The 26908-nt window shown below is 69.3% G+C and carries 26 protein-coding genes; 8 read left to right on the forward strand and 18 right to left on the reverse strand.

Features of this window, described 5'->3' with window-relative positions; translation table 11 throughout:
• From manA to AWB94_RS07565, 4 genes are all read right to left on the reverse strand, one after another.
• Positions 1–1239: a mannose-6-phosphate isomerase, class I gene (manA, locus tag AWB94_RS07550; protein ID WP_062659699.1), complete on the reverse strand. Its 1239-nt coding sequence runs from the start codon at positions 1237–1239 to the stop codon at positions 1–3.
• Between the two features lie 4 nt (positions 1240–1243).
• On the reverse strand, positions 1244–2314 hold the full coding sequence (locus AWB94_RS07555; protein ID WP_062659700.1) for a hypothetical protein: 1071 nt from the start codon (positions 2312–2314) through the stop codon (positions 1244–1246).
• A complete protein-coding gene (locus AWB94_RS07560) occupies positions 2311–3708 on the reverse strand; it encodes a phosphomannomutase/phosphoglucomutase (protein WP_062659701.1) in 1398 nt (465 codons plus the stop codon). The genes AWB94_RS07555 and AWB94_RS07560 overlap by 4 nt, the downstream gene beginning before the upstream one ends.
• A gap of 99 nt (positions 3709–3807) precedes the next feature.
• Positions 3808–4242 (reverse strand): DUF3499 domain-containing protein, encoded by a 435-nt coding sequence (locus tag AWB94_RS07565; RefSeq protein WP_062659702.1) that lies wholly within the window; start codon positions 4240–4242, stop codon positions 3808–3810.
• A 131-nt stretch (positions 4243–4373) separates the two neighbouring features.
• Here AWB94_RS07565 and AWB94_RS07570 point away from each other — a divergent pair, with 131 nt between their 5' ends.
• Complete coding sequence (locus tag AWB94_RS07570) at positions 4374–4796, forward strand: metallopeptidase family protein (RefSeq protein ID WP_062659950.1); 423 nt, start codon at positions 4374–4376, stop codon at positions 4794–4796.
• A gap of 44 nt (positions 4797–4840) precedes the next feature.
• Here AWB94_RS07570 and AWB94_RS35505 read toward each other — a convergent pair whose 3' ends face one another.
• Positions 4841–5092, reverse strand: coding sequence for a WhiB family transcriptional regulator (locus AWB94_RS35505; RefSeq protein WP_191262512.1), 252 nt, complete (start codon positions 5090–5092; stop codon positions 4841–4843).
• Positions 5093–5573: 481 nt separating this feature from the next.
• Between AWB94_RS35505 and cofD the strand changes: the two genes are divergently transcribed.
• Genes cofD through AWB94_RS07590 form a run of 3 tightly spaced genes read left to right on the forward strand, consistent with a single transcriptional unit; the run spans position 5574 to position 8472 of the window.
• On the forward strand, positions 5574–6581 hold the full coding sequence (gene cofD, locus AWB94_RS07580; RefSeq protein WP_062659703.1) for a 2-phospho-L-lactate transferase: 1008 nt from the start codon (positions 5574–5576) through the stop codon (positions 6579–6581).
• Positions 6578–7927, forward strand: coding sequence for a coenzyme F420-0:L-glutamate ligase (locus AWB94_RS07585; RefSeq protein ID WP_062659704.1), 1350 nt, complete (start codon positions 6578–6580; stop codon positions 7925–7927). Before cofD ends, AWB94_RS07585 begins: the two co-directional genes overlap by 4 nt.
• Positions 7924–8472: an NUDIX domain-containing protein gene (locus tag AWB94_RS07590; protein ID WP_062659705.1), complete on the forward strand. Its 549-nt coding sequence runs from the start codon at positions 7924–7926 to the stop codon at positions 8470–8472. Before AWB94_RS07585 ends, AWB94_RS07590 begins: the two co-directional genes overlap by 4 nt.
• Here the strand turns inward: AWB94_RS07590 and manB are convergent.
• The 3 genes from manB to AWB94_RS07605 form a co-directional block, all read right to left on the reverse strand.
• The gene (gene manB / locus AWB94_RS07595; RefSeq protein ID WP_062659706.1) at positions 8454–9533 is read right to left on the reverse strand and encodes a mannose-1-phosphate guanylyltransferase ManB; all 1080 of its coding nucleotides are present in this window, start codon (positions 9531–9533) and stop codon (positions 8454–8456) included. The genes AWB94_RS07590 and manB overlap by 19 nt on opposite strands.
• 2 nt (positions 9534–9535) lie before the next feature.
• Positions 9536–10411: a glycosyltransferase family 2 protein gene (locus AWB94_RS07600; protein ID WP_062659707.1), complete on the reverse strand. Its 876-nt coding sequence runs from the start codon at positions 10409–10411 to the stop codon at positions 9536–9538.
• Positions 10412–10477: 66 nt separating this feature from the next.
• Entirely contained in the window at positions 10478–11533 is a 1056-nt protein-coding gene (locus tag AWB94_RS07605; RefSeq protein ID WP_036402114.1) for a cellulase family glycosylhydrolase, read from the reverse strand.
• Positions 11534–11703: 170 nt separating this feature from the next.
• Here AWB94_RS07605 and AWB94_RS07610 point away from each other — a divergent pair, with 170 nt between their 5' ends.
• The 3 genes from AWB94_RS07610 (at position 11704) to AWB94_RS07620 (ending at position 14806) form a co-directional block, all read left to right on the forward strand.
• Positions 11704–13176, forward strand: a complete 1473-nt coding sequence (locus AWB94_RS07610) for an LCP family protein (protein WP_046873118.1) — start codon at positions 11704–11706, stop codon at positions 13174–13176.
• Position 13177: 1 nt separating this feature from the next.
• Positions 13178–13915, forward strand: coding sequence for a TIGR03089 family protein (locus tag AWB94_RS07615; RefSeq protein ID WP_036402111.1), 738 nt, complete (start codon positions 13178–13180; stop codon positions 13913–13915).
• Positions 13916–14005: 90 nt separating this feature from the next.
• Complete coding sequence (locus AWB94_RS07620) at positions 14006–14806, forward strand: class I SAM-dependent methyltransferase (RefSeq protein WP_234709663.1); 801 nt, start codon at positions 14006–14008, stop codon at positions 14804–14806.
• A 21-nt stretch (positions 14807–14827) separates the two neighbouring features.
• Here the strand turns inward: AWB94_RS07620 and AWB94_RS07625 are convergent, their stop codons facing one another.
• The 3 genes from AWB94_RS07625 to AWB94_RS07635 are packed head-to-tail and all read right to left on the reverse strand — an operon-like array spanning position 14828 to position 17782.
• Entirely contained in the window at positions 14828–15988 is a 1161-nt protein-coding gene (locus AWB94_RS07625) for an acyl-CoA dehydrogenase (protein ID WP_024454787.1), read from the reverse strand.
• A 51-nt stretch (positions 15989–16039) separates the two neighbouring features.
• Positions 16040–16552: a 5-(carboxyamino)imidazole ribonucleotide mutase gene (gene purE, locus AWB94_RS07630; protein ID WP_264021010.1), complete on the reverse strand. Its 513-nt coding sequence runs from the start codon at positions 16550–16552 to the stop codon at positions 16040–16042.
• Between the two features lie 3 nt (positions 16553–16555).
• Entirely contained in the window at positions 16556–17782 is a 1227-nt protein-coding gene (locus AWB94_RS07635; RefSeq protein WP_264021009.1) for a 5-(carboxyamino)imidazole ribonucleotide synthase, read from the reverse strand.
• A 107-nt stretch (positions 17783–17889) separates the two neighbouring features.
• On the opposite strand from AWB94_RS07635, the gene AWB94_RS07640 reads away from it, so the two are divergent.
• Positions 17890–18543 (forward strand): GtrA family protein, encoded by a 654-nt coding sequence (locus AWB94_RS07640; protein ID WP_024454784.1) that lies wholly within the window; start codon positions 17890–17892, stop codon positions 18541–18543.
• Here AWB94_RS07640 and AWB94_RS07645 read toward each other — a convergent pair.
• From AWB94_RS07645 to AWB94_RS07675, 7 genes are all read right to left on the reverse strand, one after another.
• A complete protein-coding gene (locus AWB94_RS07645) occupies positions 18498–19016 on the reverse strand; it encodes a PH domain-containing protein (RefSeq protein ID WP_024454783.1) in 519 nt (172 codons plus the stop codon). The two genes, AWB94_RS07640 and AWB94_RS07645, sit on opposite strands and share 46 nt — an antisense overlap.
• Positions 19017–19025: 9 nt before the next feature.
• Entirely contained in the window at positions 19026–19847 is an 822-nt protein-coding gene (locus AWB94_RS07650) for a biotin--[acetyl-CoA-carboxylase] ligase (protein ID WP_062659709.1), read from the reverse strand.
• Entirely contained in the window at positions 19837–21126 is a 1290-nt protein-coding gene (locus AWB94_RS07655; protein ID WP_234811655.1) for a lipase family protein, read from the reverse strand. Before AWB94_RS07655 ends, AWB94_RS07650 begins: the two co-directional genes overlap by 11 nt.
• 36 nt (positions 21127–21162) lie before the next feature.
• Positions 21163–22659 (reverse strand): sugar transferase, encoded by a 1497-nt coding sequence (locus tag AWB94_RS07660; protein WP_084395526.1) that lies wholly within the window; start codon positions 22657–22659, stop codon positions 21163–21165.
• A gap of 461 nt (positions 22660–23120) precedes the next feature.
• A complete protein-coding gene (locus tag AWB94_RS07665) occupies positions 23121–24341 on the reverse strand; it encodes a lipase family protein (protein WP_024454779.1) in 1221 nt (406 codons plus the stop codon).
• Positions 24341–25615 (reverse strand): acyltransferase family protein, encoded by a 1275-nt coding sequence (locus AWB94_RS07670; protein ID WP_024454778.1) that lies wholly within the window; start codon positions 25613–25615, stop codon positions 24341–24343. Before AWB94_RS07670 ends, AWB94_RS07665 begins: the two co-directional genes overlap by 1 nt.
• Before the next feature lie 27 nt (positions 25616–25642).
• Positions 25643–26896, reverse strand: a complete 1254-nt coding sequence (locus tag AWB94_RS07675) for a lipase family protein (protein WP_024454777.1) — start codon at positions 26894–26896, stop codon at positions 25643–25645.
• Positions 26897–26908 lie beyond the last annotated feature (12 nt).

Below are 26908 nucleotides of genomic sequence, written 5' to 3' on the forward strand. Positions count from 1 at the left end.
TCAGAAGTTGACGGTGACCCGGAACAGTTTCGACGGCTCAGCGGCGCGCAGCCGGATGGGGCCGTCGTCGGCGGCCACCCATGCCGCGGTGCCGCGTGCCAAGGTCACCGTCTCCGATTTCGCGAACACCTCCACCGAGCCCTGCGTGCACAGCAGGATCTGCGGACCATCGTGCTCGGCGGGAGCATCGACCTCGTGACCGAGGTACTCGCCCTCGACCGACAGCACCGAGACCGCGAACTCCGGTGCCGGGGTGTCGTATACCCATTCGAGGCCGTCCCGGACGGCGCGCGGGACGATCTTGGCGTCCCCCGTCGGGGTGAAATCCAGTACCCGCAGCAACTCCGGCACATCGACGTGCTTGGGGGTCAGACCGCCGCGTAACACGTTGTCGGAGTTGGCCATCACCTCGAACCCGACACCGTGCAGGTAGGCGTGCAGGTTTCCGGCCGACAGGTAGACCGCCTCCCCCGCCTGCAGGGTGATCCGGTTGAGCAGCATCGCCGCCAGCACACCGGCATCCCCCGGGTAGCGCTCCCCGAGTTCCAGCAAGGTCTTGGCCTCGGCCTGGAAATCCGTCTCACCGGAGCGCAGGTAGCCGACCGCTCCGTCGAGCACGGCGGGCACCAGGATGTCGAGGTCCGGCTGCGGCGCGGTGATCCAGGTGGTGAACAACGCCCGCAGACCGTCGGCATCGGGCTGGTCCTTGAGCAGGGTGATGAACGGGTCGAGGTCGGCGGCGGGGTTGGCCTGCGCCAGCGCCCGCATGAACTCGACGGTGCGCGCCGCGGAGCGGAATCCGGTGAGCGCCTCGAACGGCCCGAGTGCGACGATCAGTTCCGGCTTGTGGCTGCGATCGCGATAGTTGCGGTTGGGCGCCGAAACCGGAATGCCAAGCCGCTCTTCCCGCTCGAAGCCCTGCTCGGCCTGGCGGGCGCTCGGGTGCGCCTGTAGCGACAGCGGCTCGTCGGCGGCCAGCACCTTGGCCAGGAACGGCAACGCGTTGCCGAACCTGGCCCTGATCGGTTCGCCGAGCTGGCCTTCGGGGTCGGCATTGATCATCTCCAGCAGCGAACGCCCGCCGTCGGCGGTCTCGCATTGCGCCGGATCCCCCGGATGCGCTCCCAGCCACAGTTCCGCCTCGGGATGCACTGTGGGACTGGGCCGTCCGGTGAACTCGGCGATCGCGGTCCGCGATCCCCAGGCATACTTGCGCACCGCGCCGTGCAGCAGATTCACGATCTCACCCTCGCGCCAGTCTCAGGTACACGGCCGTCATCTCCAGCCGTACGGCCAACATGGCCAATTGTTGTTCGGGTCGTCCGGCCGCTCGCGGTGTCGCCATGTCGGGCACGTCGTCGGCGCTGAGCACCATGACGTCGGCCAGGCTCTCGGTTCGCGTGACCACCGCCTGCCGTTGTTCGTCGGAGGCCAGTACCACCACGCGGACCCGCGCCGGCAGCGGCCCGTCGATCTCCTCGTCGTGGAACAGCGCCGTCTCGTAATCGGCCGGCCCCGAATTCATTTCGCCCGCCGCGACCAACGCGTCGGCGAGACCGGCGGCGGCGACCACCTGGTGGCCGATGCGCAGCAGCACCGCGGTTGCATGGTGGGCCAGCGCGACGGAGGCGCTGGTGTCACCGGCGAACACCACGTCCCGCCCCGTCAATTGTTCGGCGATCGTCTTGGCGGGATTGGTGAACAGTTCGCGGGAAGCGCTGTTGCGCAACGCCTCGGCATCCAACTCGTCGGCCAGCGCGCCGACATCGACGCGCATGCCCGCATCCAGGGCGGCCAGCACCGCCGCACCGGCGGCCAGGTAACGGCACAGCCCGAACTCCTCGGGCACCGGCAAGCGCGGCGGCAACAGCGCCGCGCGACCGGCCGTGACGTCACGCAGCGGGCCCTCGTGCGGCGCGACGACGATCACCCTCGCGCCCCGGCGCACCCCGGTGGCGGCGGCCGTCACCAGGGCCGGGTCGCCGGCGTCGGCCCCGGCCACCACCAACACGTCCAGCGCGCCGATCCACGGCGGCACCTCGGCGGCCGACACCATCGGCACCGATGTCGAGGCGCCCAGCGCCGTCGACAACATCGTTCCTGCCGTCACGGCCGGGCCGCCGGTGGCAACCCAGATCAGGGTGCGGGGCGGCAGGTCGGAGCGCACCGGGTCGAGGGCACCCTCGTCGACAGCGGCCGCGACGGCCCGCACCTGGGCTCCGGCCATCGCAGCGGCGCGCAACAGACCCTCCCGGTCGGCGGCGAGTAAACCCTCGACGTCGTCCAGATCGATCGTGGCGGCCCGCGACGTCACGGCACCGACTCGCTTGCCCCGGCAATGAGTTCGCCCACTTCGCGGACGATCTCGTCGACCTCTTCGCCGGTGCGTGCCTCCACGTTGAGCCGCAGCAGTGGCTCGGTGTTGGAGCTGCGCAGGTTGAACCACCGACCGTCACCGAGATCGACGGTCACGCCGTCGAGGTGGTCGATGGAATGGATCCGGGTGCCGAAAGCGGTGAGCACCGAGTCGACGACCGCAGGCGCGTCGCCGACCGTGAAGTTGATCTCGCCGGAGGCCTCGTAGCGTTGGTAGTCGGCCATCAGCTCGGACAGCGGGCGCTGCTGCTCCCCCAGGGCGGCCAGCACGTGCAGGGCCGCCAGCATGCCGGAGTCGGCACCCCAGAAATCGCGGAAGTAATAGTGCGCCGAATGCTCACCGCCGAAAATCGCGCCGCTGTCGGCCATCAGCGCCTTGATATAGGAGTGGCCCACCCGGGAGCGCACCGCGGTACCGCCCCGTTCGACGACCAGCTCCGGCACGGCGCGGGAGGTGATCAGGTTGTAGATGATCGTGGCCCCGATCTCGCGTCCCAACTCCCGGCCGGCCACCAGCGCGGTGACGGCGGAAGGCGAGACCGGAACGCCCTTCTCGTCGACGACGAAACACCGGTCGGCGTCGCCGTCGAAGGCCAGGCCGATATCGGCCCCGGTGGCGATGACGTGTGCCTGCAGATCGACCAGATTGGCCGGATCCAGCGGATTGGCCTCGTGGTTGGGGAAGGTGCCGTCGAGTTCGAAATACAACGGCAGGATGGTGAGTCCGGGAATCTCGCCCAACACGGCGGGCGTGGTGTGCCCGCCCATCCCGTTACCGGCGTCGACGGCCACCCGCAGCGGGCGCAGGCCGGCCAGGTCGACGAGTGAACGCAGGAAGGCGCCGTAGTCGGCGAGCACATCGCGGTCCTGCACGCCGCCGGGCGTGCCGTCATATGCGGGCACGCCGGCGATGACCTCTTCGGTGACCGTCGCCAAGCCTGTCTCGCGACCGACCGGCTTGGCGCCGGCCCGGCACAGTTTGATGCCGTTGTAGGCGGCCGGGTTGTGGCTGGCGGTGAACATCGCACCCGGGCAATCCAGCAATCCCGAGGCGAAGTACAGCTGGTCGGTCGAGGCCAGTCCGATCCGCACCACGTCCAGCCCCTGCGCGGTGACGCCCTCGGCGAACGCCTCGGACAGCGCGGGCGAACTGCTGCGCATGTCGTGGCCGATGACCACCTGGGTCGCCGCGCGGGAGGGCTCGTCGCGCACCAGCCGGGCGAAGGCGGCGCCGACATCGCGCACGAATGCCTCGTCGATCTGCTCTCCGACCAGACCGCGCACGTCGTAGGCCTTGATCACAGCATTCACTGCGGCGGCGGGCCGAGGCATGGCTGTCCTCGCTCTCTGGATCGACCGGGCTGGGGAATGGTGACTTGGCAGCCAGCCTAGTGGCTCCGGTATTCCGCCGCGGTAGGTCCCGCCGCTGCGCTACTCGCCGCCGGTCTCCGGCGGGTCCGGCAGCACCCGCAGGTGACCGCGGCGGCGTCCGTTGGTTTCCGGGCGGCGGATCGGCGGCGCGATCAACGCGCCCCCGGGAACGCCGGTCGACGGATCGGAGAAGCCCGCGGTCACGCCGTTCACCATCGAGGGCAGGCCGTCATTGCGTTCCCGCACGGCGTCGGCGAGCGCGACCAGATCATCCTCGTCGGGGTGCGCGGGCAACGGCCCGGCATGGCGCACCAACTCCCAGCCCCGCGGCGCGGTGATCCGTCCCGCATGGACGACGCAGAGATCCCACGAGTGCGGCTCGGACACGGTCGCCAAGGGTCCGACGACGGCTGTCGAGTCCGAATAGACGAAGGTCAGCGTCGCCACGGCGTAGTGCGGGCACCCGGGCCGGCAGCAGCGACGGGGAACATTCACGCTGCGAAGATTATCGTGCGGAAACGTCGCGGGCACACGGACACGCGCAGTGCGACAAGCGCCGATCTCCAACCGTTACCATCTCATCCGTGGCGCAGCGCAACCATCGCGGATCACGCCGCGGCCGCGACATGCGCGGGCCGCTACTGCCGCCGACCGTGCCGGGCTGGCGCAGCCGGGCCGAACGTTTCGACATGGCGGTGCTGGAAGCCTACGAGCCGATCGAGCGCCGCTGGCATGACCGGGTGGCCACCCTCGACGTCGCCGTCGACGAGATCCCGCGGATCGCCCCCAAGGATCCCGACAGCGTGCAATGGCCACCGGAGGTGGTCGCCGACGGTCCGATCGCCCTGGCACGGCTGATCCCGGCCGGCGTGGATGTCCGCGGGAATTCCACCCGCGCGCGAATTGTGTTGTTCCGCAAACCGATCGAACGCCGCGCCAAGGACACCGACGATCTTTCGGATCTACTGCACGAAGTACTGGTGGCACAGGTGGCCACGTATCTGGGCGTCGAGCCGTCTGTCATCGACCCGTCGATCGAAGACGATTAGCCACCTACGCAGAACGGCTCAGCCGGGAGGCCGAGCCGTTCGCTTCAGATGATGCCGCGCTTGAGTCGGCGTCTCTCCCTCTCGGACAACCCACCCCAGATACCGAACCGCTCATCGTTGGCCAGCGCGTACTCCAGGCAGCGATCACGAACCTCGCAGCCCTGGCAGATGCGCTTGGCCTCGCGAGTGGAGCCGCCCTTTTCGGGGAAGAAGGCCTCAGGGTCGGTCTGCGCGCACAGGGCACGCTCCTGCCACTGATCGTCTTCTTCGTCGGCCGCGACCGCGTCGAAGTCCATGCGTTCCGGTACCAAACTCAATTGCGGGCGTCCGGTCACCTCGAACGGCACCGAACCGGTAGTGGTGTGCGGTTCGTTGTCCACTGAACCGAGCTGCCGGTCGTCGAACCGGAGCACGCGGTCGAAATTGACCTGCTCAAAAGACATGTTCCGCCTCCTCACCTGATTAATAGTCCCCATTTTGGAGCTCTACGGAGCTCCACTCCCGCCATCACTATTGTGGTGTAAGGCCATCCCCGATACGCTCACTGTCGAAGACCTTCGAACAAGTGATCGAATCTCGGTCTGCGACACCGGAACCGGGGTGCAACCGCGAAATGACACTGATGTGATTAGACACTTGTTAGCTGCCAGGGTCAAGCGGTGGAAGTGATTTTCATACCATCTCGTGACATAGATCCGGCGTGTCCCTGTACCGGCGTGTTCGCCACACCCGCCGCGATGTCGGCCACACAGGGGTGCTGGCCTAGGGTCTGAAGGCGTGAAGGTCACCGTTTTGGTCGGCGGCGTGGGTGGCGCCCGGTTCCTGCTCGGCGTGCAGCATCTGCTGGGGTTGGGCCGGTTTGCCAGCCACGGCGGCCCGTCCTCGTCCGGCCTCGAGACGCCTGAGCATGAGCTGACCGCCGTGGTCAATGTCGGCGACGACGCATGGATGTTCGGCGTGCGCATCTGCCCGGACCTGGACACCTGCATGTACACCTTGGGTGGCGGCATCGACCCCGAACGCGGCTGGGGCCACCGCGACGAAACCTGGCACGCCAAGGAGGAACTCGCCGCCTACGGGGTACAGCCCGACTGGTTCGGCCTCGGCGACCGCGATCTGGCCACCCATCTGGTGCGCACCCAGATGCTGCGCGCCGGCTACCCGCTGTCCCAGGTGACCGAGGCGTTGTGCGACCGGTGGCAGCCCGGCGCCCGACTGCTGCCCGTCACCGACGACCGCAGCGAAACGCATGTCGTGGTCACCGATCCGGACGGCGAACGCCGGGCCATCCACTTCCAGGAGTGGTGGGTGCGTTATCGCGCGCAGATCCACACTCACAGCTTCGCCTTCGTCGGGTCCGACAAGGCAACCGCCGCACCGGGTGTGCTCGACGCGATAGCCGGGGCAGATGTCGTGCTGCTGGCCCCGTCCAACCCGGTGGTGAGCATCGGGACCATCCTGGCCGTCCCCGGAATCCGGGGCGCGCTGCGGTCCACGGCGGCCCCGGTGATCGGGTACTCCCCCATCGTGGCCGGAAAACCGTTGCGCGGGATGGCCGACGAATGCCTGCGGGTGATCGGGGTCGAATCGTCTTCACAGGGCGTCGGGGAACACTTCGGCGCCCGGACCGGCACCGGAATCCTGGACGGCTGGCTGATCGACCAGGGCGACACCGCCGACATCGACGGCGTACAGGTGCAGCAGGCGCCACTGTTGATGACCGACCCGGCCGCCACCGCGGAGATGGTGCGCGCCGGCATCCGTTTGGCAGGCGTGACGCTGTGACTTCGCACCCCGACCACGGCACTTCGGCGGCGATCGAGATCATTCCCGTCCACGGGCTCGGTGAATTCAGGCCAGGGGACGATGTCGCGGCGGCCATCGCCGCTGCCGCGGACTGGCTGCGCGACGACGACGTCGTCGTGGTCACCAGCAAGGTGCTGTCCAAGGCCGAGGGGCGCATCGTCGCCGCACCCTCGGACCCCGAGCAGCGGGACGCGTTGCGCCGCAAACTCATCGACGACGAGGCGGTCCGCGTCCTGGCCCGCAAGGGCCGCACCCTGATCACCGAGAACGCTTTCGGGCTCATCCAGGCCGCCGCCGGCGTGGACGGATCCAATGTCGACGCCGCCGAACTCGCGCTGCTGCCGGTGGATCCGGACCGCAGCGCGGCCGCGGTGCGTGACGGCCTGGCGCGCCGACTCGGGGTCCGGGTCGGTGTGGTGGTCACCGACACCATGGGCCGGGCCTGGCGCAACGGCCAGACCGATGTCGCGATCGGCGCGGCCGGCCTGACGGTGCTGCACGGCTACGGCGGCTCGCACGACGGTTTCGGCAACGAACTGATCGTCACCGAGATCGCGGTCGCCGACGAACTGGCCGCCGCCGCGGATCTGGTGAAGGGCAAGCTGACCGGCATCCCGGTGGCCGTGGTGCGCGGCCTGACCCTGCACGACGACGGCTCCGGTGGCCGCACCCTGGTGCGCAACGGCGAGGACGATCTGTTCTGGCTGGGCACCGCCGAGGCGATCGCGTTGGGCCGCAGCCAAGCCCAGCTGCTGCGCCGCTCCATCCGCAGCTTCGCCCCCGACCCCGTCGATCCGGCACTGATCGAGGCGGCGGTGGCCGAGGCGCTCACCGCGCCCGCACCCCACCACACGCGACCGGTGCGGTTCGTCTGGCTGCGTGAACCGGCAACCCGCACAAGACTTTTGGACGCGATGAAGCGCCGCTGGGAGACCGATCTCACCGGCGACGGACGCCCGCCCGACGACATCGCCCGGCGGGTGCGCCGGGGCCAGATCCTCTACGACGCCCCCGAAGTCGTCATCCCGTTCATGGTTCCCGACGGTGCGCACAGCTATCCGGACCCGGCCCGCACGGCGGCCGAACACACCATGTTCACCGTGGCCGCCGGCGCCGCGGTGCAAGGCCTGTTGGTGGCCCTGGCCACCCGGGAGGTGGGCAGCTGCTGGATCGGGTCGACCATCTTCGCCGCCGACACCGTCCGCCGGGAGCTGGAGTTGCCGGGCGACTGGGAACCCTTGGGCGCCATAGCGATCGGCCACCCACTCGAACCGCCGGCGCCCCGCGAGCCGGCGGACACCGACGGTCTGCTGGTGTTGCGATGACCCTGCACGACTCCGTCGTCGACGTGCTGACCCGTTGGGACGCACCCGATCCCGAGCAGGACGCCCTGCGGCAGGCGGTGCTGGCCTTCGTGCTGGCCCGCCCGGACGCCTGCCGGCGGGCGTGCGAACCCGGCCACATCACGGCATCGGCATTGGTACTCGACGACACCGGCACCCGGGCACTGCTGACCCTGCACCCGCGGATCGGGCGCTGGCTGCAGCTGGGCGGGCATTGCGAGGACGAGGACGTCGACATCACCGCGGCCGCGCTGCGCGAGGCAGCGGAGGAATCCGGGATCGCCGGGCTGCGCCTGGATCCCGCGCTGGCCCGAGTGCACGTGCACCCACTGACCTGCTCGCTGGGCCTGCCCACCCGGCATCTGGATCTGCAGTTCGTCGTCCGCGCACCGGCCGGCGCGGCCATCGTGCGCAGCGAGGAATCACTCGATCTGCGTTGGTGGCCGCTGGACGCGCTACCCGACGGCGACCCGGCCCTGGCCGCCCTCGGCGCCGCGGCGCGGCACCGTCAGACGTCGGTGGAGTAGCGGATCCCGCCGTCGGGGATGGTCACCCCGGGCCACACCCGGGCGCCGCGCAGCAGTTCGCAGCGCGCGCCGATATCCGCGCCGTCGCCGATCACGCCGTCCCGGATCAGCGCACGCGGCCCGATCCTGGCGCCGAACCCGATGATGGAGCGTTCGATCACCGCACCGGCGGCCACCCGGACCCCGTCGAAGATCACCGCACCGTCCAGCCGCGCGCCGGCACCGATCTCGGCGCCGCGGCCCACCACGGTCCCGCCGATCAGCAGCGCGCCGGGCGCGACCGCGGCCCCGTCGTGCACCAGCCGCTCACCGCCCTGGCCGTTGAGCGCCGGCGACGGTGCGATCCCGCGCACCAGGTCGGCCGAGCCGCGCACGAAATCGTCGGGCGTGCCCATATCCCGCCAATAGCTGTTGTCGACATATCCGCACACCTTGCGGCCCTGTGCCAGCAGCGCGGGAAACACCTCGCGCTCCACCGAGAGGGCCCGGCCCTTGGGCAGTTCGTCGATGAGCTCACGCCGGAACACGTAGCAACCCGCGTTGATCTGGTCGGTCGGCGGATCCTCGGTCTTCTCCAGGAATGCGGTGACCCGCCCGTCGGCGTCGGTGGGCACACAGCCGAACGCCCTGGGGTCACTGACCCGGACCAGGTGCAGCGTCACATCGGCCTGGTGTTCTTCATGGCAGGCCAGCAGGGCACCCAGGTCGGCTCCGGAGAGCACGTCACCGTTGAACACCAGCACGGTGTCGTGCCGCAGTTTCGGTGCGACGTTGGCGATCCCGCCGCCGGTGCCGAGCGCCTGCTCCTCCACCACGTACTCGATGTGCAGGCCCAGCTTGGAGCCGTCGCCGAACTCCGCCTCGAACACCTCGGCCTTGTAGGACGTGCCCAGCACGACGTGTTCGATCCCGGCCGCGGCGATGCGGGAGAGCATGTGCGTCAGGAACGGCAGCCCGGCCGTCGGCAACATCGGCTTGGGCGCCGACAGGGTCAGCGGGCGCAACCTGGTGCCCTGCCCACCGACCAGGATGACGGCATCGACTTTCGACGGATCGACCATGCCTAGAGCCGTCCTTTCGCCTGTCTGCGCCGGGAGTTACCGACGACGAGTCCAGCCCGGGCAGCCAGGGCCCCCCTAATAGTCCACCGCAACGGTGCCCGCCACCAGCCGGGATGCCGATCGGCGAGGAAAGTGTAGGTGCTGCGATGATGCGCGGCCAAGTTCTTCGCGGGATCGCGGCCGGCCGCGTGACCCTTGTCGTGCACGATCTCGGCGGACGGCACATAGACGTTCTGCCACCCGGCGGCGGTCAGCCGATCCCCCAGGTCGACATCCTCCATGTACATGAAATAACGCTCGTCGAAACCGCCGATCTGGTCGAACGCCGCGCGCCGCAGCAACAGACACGACCCGGACAGCCAGCCCACCGGCCGCTCGCTCGGTGCCAGCCGCTCCTGCCGGTAGGCCGCCGTCCACGGGTTGTTCTTCCACACCGGGCCGACCACCGCGTGCATACCGCCGCGGATCAGGCTGGGCTGGTGCCGCGCCGAGGGGTACACGGTGCCGTCCGGATCCCGGATCAGCGGCCCCAGCGAGCCGGCGGCCGGCCACCGCTGCGCGGCGGCCAACATCTCGTCGATGCTGTCGGGTCCCCACTGCACATCGGGATTGGCCACCACCAGCCAGTCACCGTCGGTGACGAACTCGGCCACCGCGCGGTTGACCGCGGTGCCGTACCCGAGATTCGACCCCGTGTGGAACAACCGGGTGTTCGGATACCGGCGCACGGCTTCCTCAGGGGCACCGTCGGTGGACCCGTTGTCGGCCATCACGACCGTCACCGGTCGCTCGGTGGCATGCGCCAGCGAAGCCAGGAAACGGTCCAGATGCGGGCCCGGCGAGTACGTCACCGTCACGATGAAGAGGTGGTCACTCACGGTCGTAGAGGGTAGCGGCGTGCCACGCTGTGTCCTGCACCTCACCGGCGCCGCGACACGAAACGCTTAACGGGCAAGCACTCCGGCGGTGTACTTCGGCTGCCAATCCGAGGTCAGCAGCGCGCCGAAGTTCGCCTCCCGGTCGTTGCGGTTGGCGGTGTCCAGATCGCGCACCGCGTGGATGAACGCCGGACCGGTCCAGCCCACCGCGGCGGCCGCGGCCAGCACGTCGGTGATCTGCTTGGCCTGCTCTTGCTGGCTCACGCCGTCGCCGGGGATGTCACTGGTGGACGCGCCCAGCTCGGTCAGCCAGATCTTCTTGCCGCCGTCACCGTGGGCGTTCATCACGTCCCGCATGCGCAGCACATCCGACCAGCCGTGGTTGCTGTCGGCGGCCAGACCGCCGGGGAAGACGTACGGGTGCGCGGCGGCGGCGTCGAAGAAGCCACCGGCACCGGCGTCGTAGAGCTGCTGCAGGAATCCGGGCGGTGAGTCCGGTCCGTCGAGCGGGCTCAGCCCGGCCGCGATCACGGTAGCCCCCGGCTGCACCGACTTGATGGCGCCGTATGCCGACTTCAGCATGTCGGTGTAGCGGCCCGCCTTGTTGTCGGCGAAGCCCATGAACAGCGGCAGGTTCGGCTCGTTCCAGACCTCCCACGCGTTGATCCGGCCGGCGTAGCGCTTGGCCGCGGCCGCGGCGAAGGCTCCGTAATCGGATGGATTGCGCGGCGGCGACGACGGGAAGAGCAGCTGCGCGCCCTCCAGCCGGGCCCACAGCGGGGTGTTGGAGATGATGCCCATCACCCGCAGGTTGTTCGCGCCCGCCGAGTTCACCAGGTTGTCCAGGTAGCCCCAGTTGTACTGGCCCCGGCTGCCCTCGATGACACCCCAGTCGACCGGCACCCGCACCCAGGAGGCGCCGGTCTTACCGACGGCGGCGATCTCTCGGCTGGCATCGGCCTGGCTGCCGGTGGCCCAGGTGTAGCCCTGGGCGAACCCGTAGCCGTCGGCGGGCGCGACCACGGCGGCGTGCGCCGTCACCGGTGATATCGACACCATCGACGCGACCAACACGACCAACATCACGAACCGGCCGACAACCCTGCTCAGAGGCGTGTGCATGCCCGCCAATGTACCGGACCTGCGCAGATGGCCGGACCTGCGGATCTGCTGAGCGTTCGGGCGGCGCGGTGCGGGCTGGCACGCCGGTGCGCGCTCCCGCAACTTCGACGGCAGCGCCAGTAGCCTGAGCCAATGCAGAAACCGGGCCGGGAGGCGGAGCACGCGTGAAGGTGACCCGGACCATCGCCGTCATCGCCGCTGCCGCCATCGTGGTGTGCACCGGCGTGGCCTGGAGCACCGTGCGCTCGTTCGAGGACGGCATCAACCACGTCAACTCGGCGGCGCTCGGCGGCGGCGGTGACGACGGCGCCATCGACATCCTGTTGGTCGGGCTGGACAGCCGCACCGATGCGCACGGCAACCCACTGTCCGCCGAGGAACTGGCCACGCTGCGCGCCGGTGACGACGTGTCGACCAACACCGACACCATCATCCTGGTCCGCATCCCCAACAACGGGCGCTCGGCGACGGCCATCTCGATCCCCCGCGACTCCTATGTGGATGCCCCCGGGCTGGGCAAGATGAAGATCAACGGCGTCTTCGGCGAGGTGAAGCTCGACAAGATGAAGCAGTTGGTCGAGGTTCAGGGCGAGGACCCCGCCACGGCCGAGCCCAAGGCGACCGAGGCCGGGCGCGAAGCGCTGATCAAGACCGTCGCCAAACTCACCGGGGTGACCGTCGACCATTACGCCGAGATCGGGCTGCTCGGGTTCTCGCTCATCACCGATGCGCTCGGCGGCGTCAACGTGTGCCTGAAAAACGCGGTGTACGAACCCCTTTCGGGTGCCGACTTCCCGGCCGGCTGGCAGAAGCTGAACGGGCCGCAGGCGTTGAGCTTCGTCCGGCAGCGCCACGACCTGCCCCGCGGCGACCTGGACCGGGTGACCCGCCAGCAGTCGGTGATGGCCTCCCTGGCGCACGAGGTCATCTCCAGCAAGACCCTGTCCAGCCCGTCCACTCTGAACCGGCTGCAGGATGCGGTCCAGCGTTCGGTGGTGCTCTCCGACGGCTGGGACATCATGGATTTCATCCAGCAGCTGCAGAAGCTGGCCGCCGGGTCGGTGGCGTTCGCGACCATCCCGATCCTGCAGGAGGACGGCTGGAGCGACGACGGGATGCAGAGCGTCGTGCGGGTCGACCCGACGCAGGTGCACGACTGGGTGGAGAGCCTGCTCAACGACCAGGCCGCGGGCAAGACCGAGCAGCTCAGTTATTCGCCGGAGAAGACCACCGCCGACGTGGTCAACGACACCGATATCAACGGGCTGGCGGCATCGGTGTCGCAGGTGCTGACCGGCAAGGGTTTCACCGCGGGCGCGGTGGGCAACAACGAGGGCGGGCACGTCACCAACAGCCAGGTGCAGGCCGCGAAATCCGACGACCTTGGGGCGCAAGCGATTTCGAAGGAACTCGGCAACCTGCCGGTCGTCGAGGACGCCACGCTGGCGCCCGGCACGGTGCGCGTGGTGCTGTCCTCGGACTACACCGGGCCCGGCTCGGGCCTGGACGGCCCCACCGGGCTGTCCGGTGATTCCGCCGTCATCGAGCAGAGTTCGGGCGGTACCGGCGATTCGGCCGAGCCGCCCCCGCCGCCGTCGCCGATCCTCACCGCGGGTTCCGACGACCCGGCGTGCGTGAACTGACATGGCGACGATCAGCGCGGCGCTGCTGGATCCGCTGATGCGGCGCGACCCCGTCGGGCCGCGGATCACCTACTACGACGACGCCACCGGTGAGCGCATCGAGCTGTCGACGGTGACGCTGGCCAACTGGGCCGCCAAGACCGCGAACCTGTTGCGCGACGAACTCGGCGCTGGCCCGGGCAGCCGGGTGGCGGTGTTGTTGCCCGCGCATTGGCAGACCGCGGCGGTGCTGCTGGGCATCTGGTGGATCGGCGCGGAAGCGGTGTTCGGACCGGAGCCGGCCTCAGAAACAGCCTTAGAAACAGCCCCCTCCGATATCGCGCTGTGCACCGCGGACCGGCTCGACGAGGCCGACGCCGCCGCGGCGGCCGGCGAGGTGGTGGTGCTGTCGCTGGACCCGTTCGGGAAACCGGCGCCCGGCCTGCCCGTCGGTGTCACCGACTACGCCACCGCGGTGCGGGTGCACGGCGACCAGATCATCCCCGAGCGCGTGCCGGGCCCCGCCCTCAACGGCCGGACCGTCGGCGAGGTGCTGGCCGCCGCCGCGGACGCGGCCGGCGCGCGCGGCCTCACCGACAGCGACCGGGTGCTGTCCACCGCGGGCTGGGACACCGCCGAAGACCTGATCGCCGAGCTGCTGGCCGTGCTGTCGGCGGGCGCCTCGCTGGTCCTCGTGGCAAACTCGGACAGCGGCGCACTGGAGCGCAGGCGCGCGATGGAGAAGGTCACCACGGGCTGAGCAGGGCGGTTGCGCTCGCACCAAATATCCTTTGCGTCAATAATGTGATGCTATATGCCAGATGGGTGCCTCATGAGTACCCTGTGACAGGTGGGAAGCATCGCGATGAAATTCGCTGCATATCGGCACTTCGGGCATCGACGTGTGCAGGGCTATACGGAGTCGGCGGCCATCGGGTTGCTGCAGGCCGTTGACGAGCAGCAGCGGGCGGCCGGTATCCGTGGGCCGATCGCCGAGATCGGCGTCCATCACGGCCAGCTCTTCATCGCCATGAAGTTGCTCCAGCAACCGGGCGAGCAGGCCATCGCGATCGACCTGTTCGAGAACCAGGCGGCTAACATCGACAAGTCCGGCGAAGGCGACCGCAGTGAGTTCCTGCGCAACCTGGACCGCTGGGCCGACCGCACCGACCTCGTCGTGCACCAAGGGGATTCCACCCAGATCGTGCCCGGTGACATCCCGGCGCTGTCGGGGGTGCGGCTGTTCTCGGTCGACGGCGGCCATACCGAGGAGATCGTGCTCAGCGATATGCGGCTGGCCGAGAAGAGCCTGATCGACGGCGGGGTCGTGATCGCCGACGACGTGTTCAACCAGCAGTGGCCCGGGGTGTGCGTCGGCACCGTGCACTACCTGGAGCAGGGTGGCGCCCTGGTGCCGTTCTACATCGGCTACAACAAGGTGCTGTTCACCCAGCCCGAGCACGCCGACCGGTACCGCCACGCGCTGGACCGGGCCTACGCCGACCGCACCATGACCGCGGTGTTCGAGTCGGTGTTCGTCAACCACCCGGTGAGCGTGCTGGTGCCGGTGCCCAAGCACCCGGCCCATATCGCCCGCCGCAGCGAGACCGCCCGCGCCGCCTACCGCAAGGTCGCGTCACTCTGGAGCTGACGCGACCCCGCGACCGCGCGTTCAGCGCAGCAGCTGGCGGGACATCACCAGGCGCTGAATCTGGTTGGTGCCCTCGTAGATCTGGGTGATCTTGGCGTCGCGCATGAACCGCTCCACCGGGAAGTCCACGGTGTAGCCGTAGCCGCCGAACAGCTGCACGGCGTTCGTGGTGACCTCCATGGCCACATCGGAGGCGAAGCACTTCGACGCCGAGGCCAGGAACTGCAGGTTCGGCTCACCGCGCTCGGCGCGGGCAGCGGCGGTGTAGACCATCAGCCGGGCGGCCTCGATCTTCATCGCCATATCGGCCAGCATGAACTGGGTGTTCTGGAAATCGGCGATCGAGCGGCCGAACTGCTTGCGCTCCTTGGTGTAGGCGATCGCGGCGTCCAGCGCGCCTTGGGCGATGCCCACGGCCTGCGCACCGATGGTCGGGCGGGTGTGGTCCAGGGTGGCCAGCGCGGTCTTGAACCCGGTGCCCGGCTCACCGATGATCCGGTCACCGGGAATGCGGCAGTTCTCGAAGTACAGCTCGGTGGTGGGCGACCCCTTGATGCCCATCTTGTGTTCCTTGGGGCCGGCCGAGAAACCCTCGTCGTCCTTGTGCACGATGAACGCCGAGATGCCGTTGGCACCCTTGTCCGGGTCGGTCACCGCCATGACGGTGTACCAGGTGGACTTGCCGCCGTTGGAGATCCAGCACTTGGTGCCGTTGAGGATCCAGTCGTCGCCGTCGGCCACGGCCTTGGTGCGCATGGCGCCCGCGTCGCTACCGGCCTCGCGCTCCGACAGTGCATACGACGCGGTGGCCTCGCCCGCGGCGATCGAGGGCAGCACCTTCTGCTTGAGTTCCTCGGAGCCACGCATCAGCAGACCCGTGGTGCCCAGCTTGTTGCAGATCGGGATCAGCGAGGACGATGCGCACACCCGCGCCACCTCCTCGATGACGATGCACGCCGCGACGGCGTCGGCACCCTGGCCGCCGTACTGCTCGGGGATGAACACCGCCGAGAAACCCGAGCCGTCCAGCGCCGCCAGCGCCTCGTCGGTGTAGCGCGCCTGCGCGTCGACCTCGGCGGCGTACGGCGCGATCTCCTTCTCGCACAGGGCGCGCAGCACGGTGCGCAGCTCGTTGTGCTCGTCGGACAGCTGGAACAGGTCAAAGGACGGGTTGGCAACCATCGGATCTCCTCGCTACTCGCCAGTAACCATAGCCGGTTAATCCCGATTCACTCAATCGCCGAGCAGTCGGCTGCGCAACGCCGCGTCTTTCTCCAGCACCATCTGCTCCAGACCCGCCTGGAAGTCCTCCATTCGGGAGCGCAGTGCGGCGTCGCTCGCGCCGAGAATCCGCACCGCCAGCAGGCCCGCGTTGCGCGCCCCGCCGATCGACACCGTCGCCACCGGCACCCCGGCCGGCATCTGCACGATCGACAGCAGCGAGTCCAGCCCGTCCAGGCGCGCCAGCGGCACCGGCACACCGATCACCGGCAGCGGGGTGGCCGCCGCGACCATGCCCGGCAGGTGCGCCGCCCCGCCGGCGCCGGCGATGATGACCTCGATGCCCCGGCCCGCCGCGGTCTGGGCGTAGTCCAGCATCCGGCCCGGAGTGCGATGCGCGGACACCACCCCGATCTCGAACGGGATGTCGAACTCGGCCAGCGCGGTGACCGCGGCCTCCATCACCGACCAGTCGCTGTCGCTGCCCATGATGACCCCGACGCGGGGGCTGCGCTTGTCACTCACTGTCTAATGCCCGTCCCATCCATCGGTCCACTCGGCGTGCGACAACCAGTGCGCCGCCCGCTGCGCTCGTTCCCTCAGTGCCGCAACGTATTCCGAGTCATCGCTGGACCCCTGGCCCCCGCCGCCGACGATGTTGACGTGGCCGATCTTGCGGCCCGGCCGCTCTCCCTTGCCGTACAGGTGCACCTTCGCGTCGGGCATCCGGCCCATCAGGTGGTGCACCCGCTCGTCCATCGACATCTGCGGGGTCTGCGCCGCGCCCAGCACATTGCCCATCACCGTCACCGGGGCCAGCGCCGCGGTGTCACCGAGCGGGTAGTCCAGCACCGCGCGCAGATGCTGCTCGAACTGACTGGTGCGGGCGCCGTCCATGGTCCAGTGCCCGGAATTGTGGGGGCGCATGGCCAATTCGTTGACCAGGATCGCGCCGTCGGTGGTCTCGAACAGCTCCACGGCCAGCACCCCGACCACACCGAGCTCGTCGGCCAGTCGCAGGCCCAGCGCCTCCGCCTCGGCGGCAACCTCCCCGGGCAGGCCCGGCGCGGGCGCGATGACCTCCACGCAGATCCCGTCGCGCTGCACGGTCTGCACCACCGGCCACGCCGCGCCCTGCCCGAACGGCGAGCGCGCCACCAGGGCGGACAGCTCCCGGCGCATGGCGACGCGCTCCTCCAACAGCACCTCGACACCGTCGGCCAGATAGCCGGCGACCGCCTCCCTGGCATGCGCCAGGTCGCGGGCAAGCACCACACCGCGGCCGTCGTAACCGCCGCGGATGGTCTTGATCACCACCGGACCGCCGATCCGGGCGGCGAACACGTCGACGTCGTCGACGCTCGCCACCGCCGAGAACCGCGGGATCGGCGCACCGAGCGCCTCCAGCCTGCGCCGCATCACCAGTTTGTCCTGGGCATGGATCAGCGCCTGCGGCGGCGGCGCCACGTTGACCCCCTCGGCGACCAACCGCTCCAGATGGGCGGTCGGCACATGCTCGTGGTCGAAGGTCAGGGCGTCGGCTCCGGCGGCCGCCCGGCGCAGCGCCTCCAGGTCGGTGTGCGCGCCGAGCACCACGTCGGGACTGACCTGAGCGGCGGGCTCGTCGGCGGCCGCCGCCAGCACCCGCAGCGTCTGACCGAGGGCGATGGCCGCTTGGTGGGTCATCCTGGCCAGCTGTCCGCCACCGATCATGGCGACGACGGGCGCGGCGGAGCTCTTGGGAGTACGTGGCACGGCACCATGTTTTCATGGCGGTTCCCATGGCGTACCGGGGCCGCCCACACCCACCGCGACCTGCGCAGGTTCACGTTGGCCAGTGAGTTTCCGTAGACTGTCTCTTCGTGTCCTTTGCTGATGCCACGATCGCGCGGCTGCCTCGCCCGATCCGGCCGTTCGCCGAGCGGCACCATGAACTGATCAAATTCGCACTGGTCGGTGCCACCACCTTCGTCATCGACTCGGCGATCTTCTACACCCTCAAGCTCACCGTGCTGGAACCCAAGCCGGTGACCGCCAAGATCATCGCCGGCATCGTCGCGGTGATCGCCTCCTACATCCTGAACCGGGAGTGGAGCTTCAAGGACCGCGGCGGCCGCGAACGCCACCACGAGGCGCTGCTGTTCTTCGTGGTCAGCGGCGTCGGGGTGCTGCTGAGCATGGCCCCGCTGTGGGTGTCCAGCTACATGCTGGGGCTGCGCGTGCCCGAGGTGTCACTCACGGTCGAGAACATCGCCGACTTCGTCTCGGCGTACGTCATCGGCAACCTGCTGCAGATGGCCTTCCGATTCTGGGCGTTCCGCCGCTTCGTCTTCCCCGACGAGTTCGCGCGCAACCCCGACAAGGCGCTGGAATCCACGCTCACCGCCGGCGGTATCGCCGAGGCGTTCGAGGACCATCACGAGCAGGCCAGCGGCACCGTCACCCCGTTGCGGCGGTCCCGCCGCGCGGCTCAGCTGGGTGATTCCTCGGAACCCAGGGTGTCGAAGACTTCGTGATACAGCAGGGAGTGCACCTGCTCCACCCGCGGGATGTCGTGGAATTCCAGGGGATCCTGCGCCGCTGATTCGATGACCAGCGTTCCGGTGCGCAGCATGCGGTCCAGCAGGCCGTGCCGGAATTCCACACTGTTGATCCGGGCCAGCGGGATATCGATCCCACTGCGGGTGAGCAGCCCGTGGCGGAACATCACCCGGCGGTCGGTGATGACGAAATGCGTTGTCCACCAATTCAGGAACGGCCACACCGTCAGCCACCCCACCAGGATCAGCCAGATCACGCCGATGACCGCGAACAGGATCCGTTTGGCGTTGCCGTCCCAATCGGTCTGGTTCACCCAGCCCGCGCCGAAGGCCGCCAGCGCGGTGGCGACCAGCAGCACCAGTACCGCGCCGATCAACCGCTTCCAGTGCGGATGCCGGTGCAGCACCACCCGCTCATCCTTGGCCAGCACGTTCTCCGGGTAGCCCACGGTGTGACTTTACTCAACCGCCCCGTCGCCCGCGGGCCGCAAATGCACAATATCGGCCGCCGAAACCACTTCACTGCCGCTCTCGGTACCGATGCGCAGCCGGCCCTGCCCGTCGATGGCCTCGGCCATGCCGACGATGTCCCGGCCTCCCGGCAACTGGGCACGCACCCGGGCCCCCAACGTCGCGCTGCGGGCGCGGTAATCGTCGAGCAGCGCGTCGGTGTCACCGGTCCGCCATTGCCCGATCCGCTCCCCCAGCCGCGCCAACAACGTCCGCACGATATCGGTGCGATCCGCCTCGACCCCGAGCTGATACACCGAGGTGGCCTGCGGCTGGCCGATCTCCTCGGGCCGGACGGCGACGTTGAGCCCGATCCCCAGCACGATGACGGGTTTCGGGGAGGCCACCTCGGCCAGGATCCCGGCGATCTTGGCGGTGCCGATGAGCACGTCGTTGGGCCACTTGAGCCCGGCGTCGATGCCCGACGCGGACAGCGTGTCGACGACCGCGACGCCGGCCAGCAGCGGCACCAGACCCCAGCGCTGCTCGTCGACGCCGTCGGTGGCGATACCCACCGACATGATGATCTGCCCATGCCGGACACCCGCCCAGGACCGCCCGCCGCGCCCACGACCGGCGGTCTGATGCTCGGCCAGCAGCACCGCCCCGGCTATGTCGTCACCGTCGCGGGAGCGTGCGATGAGGTCGGCGTTGGTGGATCCGGTGACCTCGACGATGTCCAGGCGGCGCCACGGTCGCGCCGCGGTGTCCTCCGTGTCGAGTGCGGCGCGCAGCGCCGCGGCGTCCAGGGCCCGCGGTTCAGCAGTCATCGCGCACCGGCTGGTCGGCGAAACGTTTTGCCATCCAATCCAATTGGGAAGCCAGGTCCACGTCTCCATGCCCCTTCCCCGGTTCGAACTGCACCGTCACCGTTCCTCCCATGGCGCATGCCTTCGCGATCGCTGCGGCCGTCCAGGCCGAGTCGACCAGCGTATCGGCCCCGCCGTACCAGACCGACAGCGGCGCCGACAGCGGACGCTGCGGCAGCGCCCAGTCACGCAGCAGCCGGCGCAGCCGGTCGGCCGCGGCGGCGTCGCGGGGCGCCACGAATTCGGGGCGCAGCTGCGCGCCGGCGTCGCCGCGCTGATAGATCTCCGGCGCCTGGCAGGCGGTGAGCACCTGCCAGTACTTGGTGGCCGCACCGGACCGGTAGTCGTCGCGGTTGAGGTCGGGATGCCTGCGGGCCAGCGACTCCACGATGACCGGCATGGCCAGCAGCTGGTCGGGGGTCAGGGTGTGCGCCAGCGCCTTGTCCACGAACCCGGACACGTCGGCGGCCGGTGCGGCGGCCACCGCCCCCATCAGGGTCAGGTCGGCCGCGTACCGGCCGGCCTGCTCGTCGGCGGCCCAGGTCGCCGCGCCGCCCTGCGAATGGCCGAACGCCATCCAGACCGGAGACACGTCACCGAAGGTGTGCCGCAACGCCCGTACGCTGTCGATGATGTTCAGGCCTGCGGTGCGGGCATCGAGATACGGGTGGTTTCCCTTGCTGCCCAAGCCTTCATAGTCGGCGACCGCGACGGCGAAACCGCGGCCGGTGAACGCGGTGACGAACGGCAGCAGGCCCATCATGTTGTCGGACAACGACGGTGCGCAGGGCCCGTCGATGCCGAGCGTGCCGTGCCCGACCGCGACCACCCGCCAACCACCGGGCGGCGGGGTTCCCGTCGGGACGAACACCGACCCCGACACGACGGTCTGCTCGCCGGTGTCCCCGTTGGTGGACCGGTACAACACCCGCGCGGCCCGCAGCCCCCGCGCCTCGATCCTGCGGGTCACCCCGGGCATCGTGGTGGCCGACACCAGCGTCCCGGGGCCGGAACCGCTGCGGTCGGCGCTCTGGATGGGGGCCGGCGCGCCGCCGGAGGACGGGAAGAGGTTGAGATAGGCCAGCCCGACCGGGACCGCGAACGGCAGAAGTGCCACGGCCGCCGCGATTTCGGCGACGACGACGGCGATCAGTGCGACGGCGACGATTGCGCGCCTGATGCGGCGCGGCCGCCGCGTGTCGGAGGGGATTCCAGGGGTTTCAGACACGGACCGCGGCACGAATCCACGCTACCGAAGCCGCGACGGCGGCCCTGGTCAGTACGCGCCCACCCCGCCCAGCACGGTCCGCACGGTCTTGAAGGCGATGACGAGGTCACCGCTGATGGACCAGTTCTCCACGTAGGACAGGTCCAGGCGGACCGAGTCGTCCCAGGACAAGTCCGACCGACCGCTGACCTGCCAGAGGCCGGTGATACCGGGCAGCACCAGCAGCCGGCGGCGCACCTGATCGGTGTAGGAGTCGGCCTCGCTCGGCAGCGGCGGGCGCGGGCCCACCACGCTCATCTCCTTCTTCAGCACGTTGATGAACTGGGGCAGCTCGTCGACGCTGTAGCGGCGCAGGATCCGGCCGATCGGGGTGACCCGGGGGTCCTGCCGGATCTTGAACAGCACGCCGCCGTCCATCTCGTTCTTGTCGGCCAGGCTGGCGACCATCTTGTCGGCGTCGGCAACCATGGTGCGCAGCTTGATCATCCGGAAGGGCTTGCCGTCCAGGCCGATCCGCTCCGACAGGTAGAACACCGGGCCGCGGCTGGTGAGCTTGATGGCCAGCGCGCTGGCGAGCAGCAGCGGGAAGGCCATCAGCAGCACGGTCACCGCCACGCACACGTCGAAGGCCCGCTTCTGCAGCTTCTTGGTGCCGCTGTACTGCGGCTTCTCCACGTGGATCAACGGCAGGCCGGCCACCGGGCGCATGGTCAGGCGGGGGCCCGCGACGTCCACCATGCCGGGCGAGACGACGAGATCCACGCCGAGGCGGTCCAGTTCCCAGGACAGCTCACGCACGCCGTCGGGTCCCAGGTGTTCGGTGGCGGTCAGCGCGACGGTGTCGGCGCCGACCTGGGCGATGGCCTCCTCGACCTGACCTTCGTCACCGAGCACCGGCAGCGCGCCCACGCCGGGCACCTCCAGGGTGCCGCCGCCGGGCCGGCCGGTCAGGCACACACCGACCACCGAGTAGCCGTACCACCAGGTCCGGTCCAGCGACTGGACCAGGCTCTTGACGGCCACCGGGTTACCGACAGCCAGCACCGAGGTGACGCACCGTCCGCGGCGCCGGTAGAAGTTCAGCACGCGGCGGCAGCCGCTGCGCCCGAGCATCAGGAACACCAGGCCGAGCGGGAAGGCCAGCGCGAGATAGCCGCGCGCGTACTCGGGCCGGAAGATCATCAGCGTGACCGCGACGACGCCGATCGTGGACAGGGTGGCCGACAGGACGCGGCGGTATTCCTCCATGCCGGCGCCCACGACTCGTGGCGACCGGGACCGGTACGCCGTCAGCAAACCAAGCCACATAAAACCGAAGATGACCGAGAGCAGGCCGAAGTACTTGGTCAGCGGATCGAAATCGGTAACTGGCCGGCCGAGCCGGACCATTTGGGCGCACGCCATCGCGGCACCGACCACGAAGACGTCGGTGATGGTCAGGGCCAGAACGTAACGACGCTGCCAGTGCAACCCACCGATACGAGCAACGGCAGGTTCGGCACGTTCTACGGCGACTGGCGCTGCCGTCTCTCTCACAAGAGTCACCTGGAGGTCCACCTTCTTTGCTGCGCCAGTCGAGCGTTGTTGCTCGCAGACTATCGCGGCTCGCCTAAACTATCGCTTTCTTTCGCGTAAGTTGCAACATCCAGCGCGTATTTTTCGCTGTGTGAGCGATGTCGCACCCACCCTTTTCCGACCGTTGCCCGCCGTCGAGAACGACTTTGCGCGCCGGCCAACCAAGGGGTTGGTTCCGCGCCGTGCGAACAGTGCGATCTAACCACGAACCACGCCCGGGGGCCGGATAAACCGAGGACAATATTTACGTTGCCGTCGAATCCTGTCAACTGTGGTGACGACGTTTGCGTTGTACCAACTCTTGTTGATATCGCAAACGCGATGCCGGGCGTACCCCACGATGCAGCTAACGGGCAGCTATCGGGGCACCTCGTGGGCACTGACCTGCGGCTCAGGCCGCCGCCGGAGGCTCAGGCACAGCCGCCGGAGACTCAGGCACAGCCGCCGGAGGCGGGGGTGCCGTGCATCCGGTCGAGCAGCCAGCCGAACTGCTCTCCGACGTCCAGGTCGCCGTGGCCGTGCTCGGGCTGGAATTCGGAGATCAGCTGCGTGCCCATGGCGCAGGCGGCCTCGATCGCGTGGGCGGTCCACGCCGGGTCGATGTACTCGTCCTCGCCGCCGTAGGTCACCGACAGCGGGCCGGTGGCGCGCTGCTGGGGCAGCGCCCACGCACGCAGGTGGTCACGCAGCCGGTCGGCCGCCGCCGCGTCGTGCGGGGCGACGTCGCCGGGCCGGATCTTGTCGATGACGGCCTCGCGGTCGCGCACCGCATCACCGGCGCATGCGATGAGCACGTCCCATTTGTCCGCGACGATGCCGCGCCGGTAGTCGTCGCGGTTGATCGCCGGGTCCAGCCGCGCAATCGACTCGATGACCAGGACCAGGGCCGCCGACTGTTCCTTGCTCAGGGTGCCGTCGACGGCCTTGTCGACCAGGCCGGCCACGTCGGCGGCCGGCGCCAGCGCCACCGTCGCGATCAGGTTCAGGTCCGGGGCGTAGCCGCCGGCCAGCTCACTGGCGGCCCACACCGCCCCACCGCCCTGCGAACCGCCCCAGGCCGCCCATCGGTCGGACACGTTCGGAAAGGTCTTGCGCAGGGCGCGCACCGAATCGATGATGTTGCGGCCCGCCGTCCGCGAATCCAGGTACGGGTGCACCCCGGGCGCGCCCAGGCCCTGGAAGTCCGCCAGCGTGACCGCATAGCCGGAGGCGATGAACTTGTCGACCACCTCGGCCATGCTCAGCAGCGAGGCCGACAGCGACGGCGCGCAGGGCTCGTCGATGCCGACGGTGCCGTGGCCGAGCGCGATGACCGGCCACCCACCGGCCGGCGCGTCGCCCGGCGGCACGAACACCGACGCCGACACCTCGGTGGGCGCGCCGGTGTCGCCCTCGGTGGAGTGGTAGACCACCCGGGCCGCGTTGATCGCCGCGCCCTGCGCCCGCTTGTTGAACTCGGGCATGGTGCTGGCGCTGACCAGCGCACCCGGATCCTGTCCGCCCAGCTGGGCGCCCGCCACGGGCTGCGCCCCCGTCTCGGCGCCCTGACCCACCGGCTTGGCGTCGTCGCGCCGGATCACCAGCACGATGCCGATCACGACCACCACGACGACGGCCAGGGCCGAACCGCCCCACCACAGCTTGTGGCGCATCAACTCTTCCGGAATCGCTTGACCAGGCCCAGGCCGGGTTTCTCGACCAGATAGTAGGTGGCGGTGGAGAGCAAGATGGTCACCGCCGCCACGACGGCGATATTGCGGAACATGCCACCCCAGGTGTCCCCGGCGGCCAGCCCGTAGCGGCCCAGCAGCAGCAGGATCGGGTAGTGCCACAGGTACACCGACAGCGAGATGACGCCGACGAAGTGGAACGGCTTGTAATCCAGGAAGCTGGCCAGTTTCGAATTCCCGCCCCACGCCAGCGGCAGCACGATCAGGATGATGAAAACGGCTGAGACGAAACCGATTCCGGCCGTCGCGAAGGCGCTTCCGGTCATGGTGATCGCCAGCGCGGCCACCATCGCGACGAACAGTCCGGGGATGGACAGCAGCCAGATCCGCTTGGCGGCGCGGGGGCCGACGACGCCCTGCTCGATGGCGACGAACAGGATGGCGGCGAACATGCCGTACGCGAACAGATCGGCATTGGTCAAGAAGCTGCGCATGAACACCGCGGCCCAGTTCGGACCCCAGTTCTGCATGGCCACGCTGGTCTCCCCGGTGGCCTGGAACACCAGCGGCGCGAACAACCGGCCGATGACGCCGAGCACCAGCAGGATGGCCGGGGCCAGGCAGGCCAGCGTCAGCGGCGCGACACCGGTGCGCTTACGCAGTCCGAACAACAGCATGCCGAGCAGCGGCAGCGACGCGTAGAACGCGATCTCCAGCGTCAACGACCAGGACGGGCTGATGCCGGTCTGCACGTACTCCGGGACGTAGGTCTGGGTGAGCGTCAGGTTGGCCAGCAGCTCCCACGGATCGGTGATCATGCCGGTGCCCTGATCGGTGCCCAGCTGCTGGGTCGCCGAGTTCTGGATGTAGGCCACCTGCAGCACGAAGTTGCAGATCAAGAAGATGACCAGATAGCCGGGGAACACCCGGAACACGCGGTGCAGCGCGTACTGCCGCGTGTCGGGCATGGTGGCCTTGTCCGCCGGCTTGGTCAGCTTGCGGATATAGGGCAGGAACAGCAGGAATCCGCTGAGAACGAAGAACAGGATGAGCGCCAGGCCCAGGATGTCCAACTTCGCCTTGTGATGCACGATCGGCGAATACGCGATCCCGACGTGACCGGCGACCACGGCCAGGCAGCCCAGCCCGCGCACCCCGTCCAGGCCGATGATGCGCCGGTGCGTCGGCGACGTCGCCAGCACCTGCGATTCGATGACGGGCTGGGCGTCCTCGCGGGCGGCGTTGGTATCTGTCATGGCGTTCTCCGGGTCGTCGCGTCCGGGTCAGGTGGTCTTCAGGATCGAGGGTCCACCTTCGACGGTGCACGTGTTGTCGGCCGGGGCGTCGGCGAACCGCTTCTGCACCCAGTCCAGCGCCACGATGGGGTCGAAATCGCCGTGATGGCGGCCGGCCGCGATGAACGACGCCAGGGTGTCCCCGAGATCGCAGGCCCGCTTGACGGCCTCCTCGGTCCACTGCACCGGAACCGTCTCGTCGGCGTCACCGTGCACGATCAGCATCGGCGCGCTGGCCTGGAACCGCGGCAGCCCGCTCATCCGGTTCAGGTAGCCGCGCAGTTCGTCGGTGGCCTGCGGGGTGGCCGGGCGCAGGTCGTCGGGCTGCACCTGGTTGGCGATCTCCAGGCGCTTCTGCGCGTCGACATCCGAACAACCGGTCAGCAGATCCCAGTTCTCCTTGACCAGTCCCCGGCGGAAATCGTCCAGATTCAGGTCGGGGACCTGGTTCTTCAGCGCGCGCAGGAACAGCGCCAGCGCGACGGCCTGCTGCGGTGTCAGCCTGCCCTCGGCGGCGACGTCGGCCAGACCCGTCACGTCGGCGGCCGGCGAAACGCTCACCGAGCCGACCAGCCGGGTATCCCCTGCGCCGTAGGTGTTCACCAATTCGTTTGCGGCCCAAGAGGCTTGGCCGCCCTGGGAGACGCCGAAGGCCACCCACTTGTCCGACGTGTCGGGGACCAGTTTGCGGACCGCACGGGCCGCGTCGATCATGTTGTGCCCGACGGTCGCGGCGTCCAGGTACGGGTGATAGGTGTCGTGGGTGCCCAGGCCCTGGTAATCCGGCACCACCATGACATAGCCGAGCTGGATGAGCGCGCGGACCGCGTCGGAGAACCCGAACAGGGTCGGCGACAGCGAGGGCGCACAGTCTGGCTCGACGCCGGTGGTGCCGTGCCCGAAGACGATGACGGGCCAGCCACCGTCCGGCGGTGCACCGTTGGGCGCGAACACGCTGCCGGAGACCACCTGCGGGCTGCCGTCGATCCCCGAGGTGGACGTGTAGGTGAACCGGGCCGCGACCGAGGACACCCGCAGCATGCGGCGGTCGATGGTGTCGAACTTGGTGGCGCTGATCAGCGTGCCCGGCCCGGAACCCGAGTAGTCGGCCGGCAGCTGGATCGACGGCTCCCCCGAGCCCGCCGGCGGTTGCGCGGGCTTGGCCTGCGAGCAGCCCGCTATCAGGCCGGAGGCCAGCGCCACCGAAGCCAGGACCGCCGCCGCGGACTTCCAACGTCGCATCCGCAACTCTCT

The organism is Mycolicibacterium canariasense (assembly GCF_002101555.1).
In the GTDB taxonomy this organism is placed as follows: domain Bacteria; phylum Actinomycetota; class Actinomycetes; order Mycobacteriales; family Mycobacteriaceae; genus Mycobacterium; species Mycobacterium canariasense.

Bases quoted from the DNA above. Each gene is read 5' to 3' on its own strand.
- AWB94_RS35505 (WP_191262512.1), bottom strand. From the start codon at position 5,092: ATGGACTTCGACGCGGTCGCGGCCGACGAAGAAGACGATCAGTGGCAG.
- AWB94_RS07625 (WP_024454787.1), bottom strand. From the start codon at position 15,988: ATGGTTGCCAACCCGTCCTTTGACCTGTTCCAGCTGTCCGACGAGCAC.
- AWB94_RS07670 (WP_024454778.1), bottom strand. From the start codon at position 25,615: ATGACAGATACCAACGCCGCCCGCGAGGACGCCCAGCCCGTCATCGAA.
- AWB94_RS07570 (WP_062659950.1), top strand. From the start codon at position 4,374: ATGCGCGGGCCGCTACTGCCGCCGACCGTGCCGGGCTGGCGCAGCCGG.
- AWB94_RS07615 (WP_036402111.1), top strand. From the start codon at position 13,178: ATGGCGACGATCAGCGCGGCGCTGCTGGATCCGCTGATGCGGCGCGAC.
- AWB94_RS07665 (WP_024454779.1), bottom strand. From the start codon at position 24,341: ATGCGCCACAAGCTGTGGTGGGGCGGTTCGGCCCTGGCCGTCGTCGTG.
- AWB94_RS07560 (WP_062659701.1), bottom strand. From the start codon at position 3,708: ATGCCTCGGCCCGCCGCCGCAGTGAATGCTGTGATCAAGGCCTACGAC.
- AWB94_RS07605 (WP_036402114.1), bottom strand. From the start codon at position 11,533: ATGCACACGCCTCTGAGCAGGGTTGTCGGCCGGTTCGTGATGTTGGTC.
- AWB94_RS07590 (WP_062659705.1), top strand. From the start codon at position 7,924: ATGACCCTGCACGACTCCGTCGTCGACGTGCTGACCCGTTGGGACGCA.
- AWB94_RS07650 (WP_062659709.1), bottom strand. From the start codon at position 19,847: ATGACTGCTGAACCGCGGGCCCTGGACGCCGCGGCGCTGCGCGCCGCA.
- manB (WP_062659706.1), bottom strand. From the start codon at position 9,533: ATGGTCGATCCGTCGAAAGTCGATGCCGTCATCCTGGTCGGTGGGCAG.
- AWB94_RS07675 (WP_024454777.1), bottom strand. From the start codon at position 26,896: ATGCGACGTTGGAAGTCCGCGGCGGCGGTCCTGGCTTCGGTGGCGCTG.